The organism is Diaphorobacter ruginosibacter, from assembly GCF_040396215.1.
In the GTDB taxonomy this organism is placed as follows: Bacteria; Pseudomonadota; Gammaproteobacteria; order Burkholderiales; family Burkholderiaceae_C; genus Diaphorobacter_A; species Diaphorobacter_A ruginosibacter_A.
The window spans coordinates 45,677-52,770 of the sequence record NZ_JBEBOW010000007.1 but is presented as its reverse complement, the minus strand read 5'-3'; the positions used below and the strand labels follow the sequence as shown (position 1 = coordinate 52,770).

6 protein-coding genes and 1 tRNA gene are annotated in these 7,094 nt (G+C 64.6%); all 7 read left to right on the top strand.

The features are described from left to right. Positions 1–138: 138 nt before the first annotated feature. Positions 139–1,227, top strand: a complete 1,089-nt coding sequence (gene proX, locus ABWP92_RS02345) for a glycine betaine/L-proline ABC transporter substrate-binding protein ProX (protein WP_353233732.1) — start codon at positions 139–141, stop codon at positions 1,225–1,227. Between the two features lie 160 nt (positions 1,228–1,387). Continuing rightward, a complete protein-coding gene (locus ABWP92_RS02340; protein ID WP_353233731.1) occupies positions 1,388–2,899 on the top strand; it encodes an ATP-binding protein in 1,512 nt (503 codons plus the stop codon). A gap of 4 nt (positions 2,900–2,903) precedes the next feature. Next, a complete protein-coding gene (locus tag ABWP92_RS02335; protein WP_353233730.1) occupies positions 2,904–3,617 on the top strand; it encodes a response regulator in 714 nt (237 codons plus the stop codon). Positions 3,618–3,847: 230 nt separating this feature from the next. Next, the gene (locus ABWP92_RS02330; protein WP_353233734.1) at positions 3,848–4,777 is read left to right on the top strand and encodes a polyprenyl synthetase family protein; all 930 of its coding nucleotides are present in this window, start codon (positions 3,848–3,850) and stop codon (positions 4,775–4,777) included. A gap of 20 nt (positions 4,778–4,797) precedes the next feature. Further along, positions 4,798–4,874 (top strand) — tRNA-Pro (locus tag ABWP92_RS02325). 363 nt (positions 4,875–5,237) lie between these two features. Next, the gene (locus ABWP92_RS02320; protein ID WP_353233729.1) at positions 5,238–6,077 is read left to right on the top strand and encodes a transporter substrate-binding domain-containing protein; all 840 of its coding nucleotides are present in this window, start codon (positions 5,238–5,240) and stop codon (positions 6,075–6,077) included. A 100-nt stretch (positions 6,078–6,177) separates the two neighbouring features. Next, positions 6,178–7,071, top strand: a complete 894-nt coding sequence (locus ABWP92_RS02315) for a transporter substrate-binding domain-containing protein (RefSeq protein WP_353233728.1) — start codon at positions 6,178–6,180, stop codon at positions 7,069–7,071. Positions 7,072–7,094: the final 23 nt, after the last annotated feature.

Below are 7,094 nucleotides of genomic sequence, written 5' to 3'. Positions count from 1 at the left end.
CCAGCCATCGCCACCGCGCCGCGCCCGGTGTTCCGCCGGCGCGGCGCGGCGCTTTTTGCGCGCCCTCATCGCGCTCCAACGCGAGGGGCTTGCGCCCTCTATTCACTCATCCCATACCAGCAAGGAGATACGACAAGGATGACCAGGACTTTGCATTCGAAGAACAAGCACGCCAGCACGGCCGGAGACAACCGCCGCCGCACCCTCCACAAGATACTCTGCGTGAGCGCCGTGGCTTTCGGGCTGGGCAACCTGCCCGCATGGGCCGCCGACGGCAGCCTGCCCGGCGCGGGCATCACCGTCACTCCGGTGAAAAGCAATCTGTCCGAAGAAACATTCCAGACGCTGCTGGTGATGAAGGCCTTGCAACGGTTGGGCTACACCGTCAAGCCGTATGAGGAACTGGAATATCCCCTCGCGCACATCGCCGTCGCCAATGGCGACGCCACCTTCATGGCCAACCACTGGAGCCCGCACCACTCCGAGTTCTACAAGGAAGCCGGCGGCGACGCCAAGCTCCTGCGCAAGGGCGTATACGCGGCAGGAGCGGCGCAAGGCTACATGATCGACAAGAAAACCGCCGACAAATACCGCATCACCAGCATCGCGCAGCTCGCCGATCCCGAGCTCGCCAAACTGTTCGATTCCGACGGCGACGGCAAGGCCAACCTGATCGGGCCGAACGCCGGCTGGGGCGGCGAGGCCGTGGTCTGGCACCAGATCGAGACATTCAAGCTCAAGGACACCGTGAGCTACACCCAGGGCAACTATTCCGCGCTCATCGCCGACACGCTCGCCCGCTACAAGGCGGGCAAGCCCGTGCTGTACTACGCCTGGACGCCATTCTGGCTCAGCAACGTGCTGCGCCCGGGCAAGGAAGTCGTGTGGCTGGAAGTGCCGTTCTCGTCCATGCCCGGCGTGCAAAAGGGCGCCGACACCCGGCTGCCCAGCGGCAAGAACTACGGTTTCCCGCTCAACAACGAATACATCGTCGCCAACAAGGACTGGGCCGCGAAGAATCCCGCCGCGGCGCATCTCTTCGAGATCATGAGCATCCCCATCAACGACATCAGCACCCAGAACCGGCTGATGCACGACGGCCAGAAAAAGGCGTCGGACGTCGAGCGCCATGCGGACGCCTGGATCAAGGCACACAGCAAGACCTTCGACAGATGGATTTCCGAGGCCATCGCCGCGGGGGCCGCCGCGCGGGTCGCCACAAAGTAATCCAAATTGCTACGCGGTGCTAACAAACCGGCGATTGAGGAGATAAATGGGCGGCCAGCGCCCCCGCCAGCCGCTTTCGCCGCTTCGCGCCCGCGCCGAGGCTTTAGCATGTGAGGGCTGCACAGGCTCTCCAACGCAAATCCGCTCTCGCCTCCCCCACATGCGCCGACTATCGCTTCAGACCAAGGCCTTCATCGCCCTCACCATCCTGCTGGTGGTGATGATGGCGATCTTCATCGGCTTCTCGCGCATCGGGCTGCAGCGCGGACTGGGGCCCTACGTGGCCGAAATCGAGCTGGCGCGCATGGACTGGCTGGTCTACCGGCTGCAAAACGTCTATCAGCAAAACAACAGCTGGAAGCCCATGAAGGACCATCCCGCGCTGTGGAGGGCCATCCGCCGCCCGTTGATGAACATGCAGTCGGAAACCGTGCCGGAGGCGCGCCCCGGCGGCAGCTCATTGTTTCCCGGCGCGAAAACGCCGTTCCTGCCGGACGATCCCGCCTCCATGCCCTCGCCGCTGCTGCCCCGCCCGTCCGACGGACTCGCGCGGCGGCTGGCGCTGCTGAACACCAAGAACGAGCTCATCGCCGGATCGCTGCCCACGCTGGGCCACGCCAGGACCCCGCTCAAGGACAACGATGGCCGCATCATCGGCTATCTGGTGATGAACCCGCCCGAAGGGCTGGAGCGTGATGCCGACCGCGCCTTCCTCGGCAAACAGCTCGGCTTCGTGCTGTGGTCCGGGGCGGCCGGACTGCTGCTGGCCCTGCTGCTCTCCGGCTGGATAGCGCACCGCTGGCTGCGCCCCATCGGCGCGCTGGTGGACGGCGCCAGAAAGCTGGCCGCGGGACAACTGCAGACCCGCATTTCCGAACAGGTGGACAGCGAAGAGTTCTCGCGCCTGATCCACACCTTCAACGACATGGCCCAGCAGCTCGACAGCATGGAGACCTCGCGCCGCCAATGGATCGGCGACATGGCCCATGAGCTGCGCACGCCGCTTGCCGCCATGCGCGCCGAAATCGAAGCCGTGCAGGACGGCGTGCGCCAATTCGACGACCAGACCGCCATGCGCCTGCATCGCCAGCTCATGCGCCTGATCCAGCTGGTGGGCGACCTGCGCGAGAGCGCCGACGACCCCGCCAGCGCCGCCCCCGCGCCCATGGCGCCCATGCTGCCGATATCGCAGCTCAACGAAGCCGTGACGGCGCTGCAGACCCGCTTCGATCAGGCAAACGTGCGCATCCAGCTCAGGCTGCCCAACGAATGGAACACACCCGGCCAGGCTCCGCGCATCCGTGGCAACGCCCAGCAACTGCAGCGCGTGTTCCTGAACCTTCTCGAGAACAGCCTGCGCTATACCGACGGCGGCGGCCATCTGCAGATCACCGCATCGGTCGCGCGCGAACGCACCGGCGCCCATGAACTGCAGATCGTGTTCGACGACACCAAGCCGGGCGTCTCGCCCCAGGAGCTGCCGCATATCTTCGAGCGCCTGTACCGCACCGAATCATCACGCCGGCGCGCGCTCGGCGATATGGGAGGATCGGGCCTGGGCCTTGCCATCTGCCGCTCCATCGTGCAGGCGCACGGCGGCAAGATCGAGGCCGACCACTCACCCCTGGGAGGGCTGCGCATCATCGTCGCGCTGCCATTGCTGGAGAAATGACACCATGAACAACAAGCAGAGAATCCTCATCGTCGAAGACGAAATCGACATCGGAAACGTCCTGCTCGACTACCTGCGCCATGCGGGCTACAGCGCCGAGCACGTCACCGACGGCCAGGCCGCGCTCGACCGGCTGCTCGGATCCACGCCGCCGGACCTCGCCGTGCTCGACGTGATGCTCCCCGGCATCGACGGCCTGGAAGTGCTGCGCCAGACCCGGCGCGTGGGCGACACACCGGTCATCCTGGTCACCGCGCGCGTCGAGGAAGTCGATCGCCTCATCGGCCTGGAACTCGGTGCGGACGACTATGTCTGCAAGCCCTTCTCGCCCCGCGAAGTGGTCGCCCGCGTCAAGACCGTGCTGCGCAGGCGCAAGCCCTCCGCGCCCCACGCACCTCTGGACACCGGCGAACTGCAGCTCGACGACAATCTCTCGCAAGTCACGCTCTACGGAAAACCCGTGCCGCTGACCCAGCGCGAATACCGCCTGCTGCAGACCCTCATCGAGCACCGCGACCGCATCCTCTCGCGCTCACAGATCCTGGAGATGGCCTACGACGAGGACACGCAGGACCTCAATGAACGCTCGGTGGACAGCCACATCAAGAACCTGCGCAAGAAGCTGCGCACCGCCGACCGCAGCGGACACGACTGGATCCGCTCCGTGTACGGAGTGGGCTTCGCGTTCGAGCCGCCCGGCTCCTATACCTTCATGTAAAGAACACATCCGCGACCCGGTTGCCATGGCCGGGCAACCGCAGTTCAGCGGACAAAACCGTCCGAAGCCATTCGCGCAGCAGGCGAACGATTCCCGCAGGGCCGCGCCCGGGCATCGGCCATTCGCCGCAGCGCCTCCTATAATCCGGCTTTCGACCCTTTTTTGACTGCATCACCTTGGCCGCCAACAACAATAGCACCGCCGCCACTCTCGCCCTGATCGCCGACGACATGCGTGAAGTGGACAAAGTCATCGTCGCACGCCTCAGCTCCTCGGTGCCGTTGGTGAGCCAGGTTGCCCAGTACATCATCTCCGCGGGCGGCAAGCGGCTTCGCCCGGCCCTGCTGCTGCTGATGAGCGGCGCGCTCGGCTACAAGAGCGATCAGCGCTTCAACCTCGCCGCCGTCGTCGAGTTCATCCACACCGCCACGCTGCTGCACGACGACGTCGTCGACGAATCCACCATGCGCCGCGGCCGCCCCACGGCCAACGAGAGCTTCGGCAATCCAGCCAGCGTCCTCGTGGGCGACTTCCTCTACTCGCGCGCATTCCAGATGATGGTGGACACCGGCAACATGCGCGTCATGCAGATCCTGGCGGAAGCCACCAACATCATCGCCGAGGGCGAAGTGCAGCAGCTCATGAATACGCATGATGCATCGCTCACCGAAGCCGCCTACCTCGACGTCATCCGCTCCAAGACGGCGAAGCTCTTCGAGGCCAGCGCCCGCCTGGCGGCCGTGCTCGCAGGCAGCCCGCCGGAACTGGAAAGCGCCTGCGCCGACTACGGCCAGGCCCTGGGCACGGCATTCCAGGTGATCGACGATGTGCTCGACTACGACGGCAACTCCACCGAAATGGGCAAGAACCTGGGCGATGATCTGCGCGAAGGCAAGGTGACGCTGCCATTGATCATCGCCATGCAGCGCGGCAACGCCGACCAATGCGCGCTCATCCGCAAGGCCATCGAGGAAGGCGAAACGGACAACCTGGCAGCCGTCATCGAAATCGTCAAGTCCACCGGCGCCCTCGACGCCACCCGCCAGGCCGCGGCAGCACAAGCCCAAGTCGCCATTGATGCTATTTCTTCACTTTCAGCCAATACATACACCGAAGGTTTGCTACAATTAGCGGCTTCACTGCTTGATCGCCGCATCTGAGCAGCGAGACAGACAAAAATCGGGGTGTAGCTTAGCCTGGTAGAGCGCTACGTTCGGGACGTAGAGGCCGGAGGTTCGAATCCTCTCACCCCGACCAGACAAAAAACGAAAAAGCCCAAGTGGATTAGCCACTTGGGCTTTTTTGTTTTGGATCGCCGTTCATGTCGATCCATGACAAATGCTCCCCTGCGTCGCCCCGACGGCTGGCGCAACGGCCCACCTCGCGAAGCGCCCCACAAGCACGTCGCGCAGTCCCAGCGCAGATGCGGAGCAAGCAAGGGCTCGCAGAAAGCAAGGTCGATGGCCGCGCATTGAAAACTCTGGCCGCAGCAAGCCTCCCCAGCACGGCGCCACACGCAAAACGCATATCGATTCTCGAAAACATCGCTTGTTGCAGATCAACGGTCAGGCCGAAGATTCGCTTCTCTTCTGACTCTTCGATCCGTTTTTCGAATCTCTTATGCGCCCTACGCTCTTTGCCCTTCGACGTTCCATTGCAGCCGGAGCCTTGCTGGCGTTTGCCTGCGGATACGCACATGCCGACGCGACGCTGGACAAAATCAAGCAGCGCGGCAAGGTCGCCATTGGCGTGCTGGTCAATGGCGGACCTTTCGGCTCCATAGATCCATCCACCCAAAAGCTCACCGGCTGGAATCCCGAGCTTGCTCGCGCGCTCGCCAAAGGTCTTGGCGTGGAGGCCGATCTCGTGCAGGTGCAGACGGCCACCCGCGTACAGTTCCTGCAGGCGGGCAAAGTCGATCTGTTGATCGCATCCATGGAACTCAACCCGGAGCGGGCGGAAATTCTGGGCTATGCACCCACCCCGTTCTACCGTGTGGGAGGAACGGCCGCCGTTCGCAAGGACAGTGGCATCTCCAAATGGGAAGACCTGCGCGGCAAGCCCGTATGCGTGTCCCAGGGCAGCAGTTTCGCCAAGCCGCTGGCCAACGACTACGGCGCCCAGGTGCAGGGCTACAAGAGTTCATCCGATTCGCTGCTGGCACTCAAGGGCGGCAACTGCGTCGCCGCGGTGCATGACAGCACGCTGATTCAACCGCTGCTGCGCGGCAACCCGGAATGGGCGCAGTACGCAGCCCCCTTCGCGACCGAGATACTGCCCGCGCCGTCGGTGGTCTGGACCCGCAAGGGCGAGACCGACACCATCGCCGCCGTCGACAAGGTGGTGCAGGAATGGCACCGCAGCGGCTGGCTCATAGGTACCGAGAAAAACGTCGGCATCGAGCCCCCCAATCCCCTGCTGCCTGAATTGCAAGCCAGGTTCAAGACCGCGGTGCGCTGATCCGGATTCAGCACACGCCCTGTTTCTCCATGCTTCGCCCCGCATCGGCCGCGCTCGCGCATGGCCGGGCCGGTCTTCATCCTCCCGAGGAAACACTCGCATGTCCCGCCTTCTCTCCACCCTCGCTGCCGCGCTTGCCCTGACCCTGGGCGCCACGCAAGCCCACGCCGACGCCACGCTCGACAAGGTACGCCAGCGCGGCAGGCTCTCCGTTGGTATCGATGGCGCGAGCCCGCCCTTCGGACTGCTCGACCCCGCAACAGGCAAGACCGGCGGATACCAGACCGAGCTGGCCGCCGACATCGCGCGGCGCCTGGGCGTGCAACTGGAAACCGTGCCGGTCACCGCATCCACACGCGTGCAGTTCCTGCAAAGCGGCAAGGTGGATCTTCTGATCGCCAACATCCAGTGGACGCAGGAGCGCAGCGAGATCCTCTCGTTCGCTCCCACACCGTACGACCTCATCGGCGGCGGCGCGCTCGTGGCCAAGGCCAGCGGCATCAAGCGCTGGGAAGACCTGCGCGGCAAAGTCGCCTGCGTATCGCAGGGCAGCAACTTCGCCAAACCTCTGGCCGAGACCTACGGGGCCGTGGTCAAGGGCCTGCGCGGCATCCCCGAGTCGCTGCTCGCGCTCAAGGGCGGCACCTGCGCCGCCTCCGTGCACATCCAGCCAGCACTGTACGAAAAGCTCACCGGCCCCAACGCCGCCGAGTGGAAAGACTTCGAGCTGGGCACGCGGGATCAGCTCATCCCCTCGCCGACCGTCGTGTGGACTCGCCGGGGTGAGTCCGATACCCAGGCCTTCGTGGACAAGGCCATCCAGGACTGGCACCGCTCGGGCTTTCTGCTGAAGGTGGCGCGCCAGCATGGTGTTCCCGACACATGGATCGCCCAGCAGCACCAGCGGGCACTGCAAGGCCAGTTCGACCGGGCGCCCTACGACTTCGCCGTATACACCGACGCCCAGTCGGCAGCGGAAGGCAAGAAACCGTGACGCCGCGCTTGCATCTCAATCTC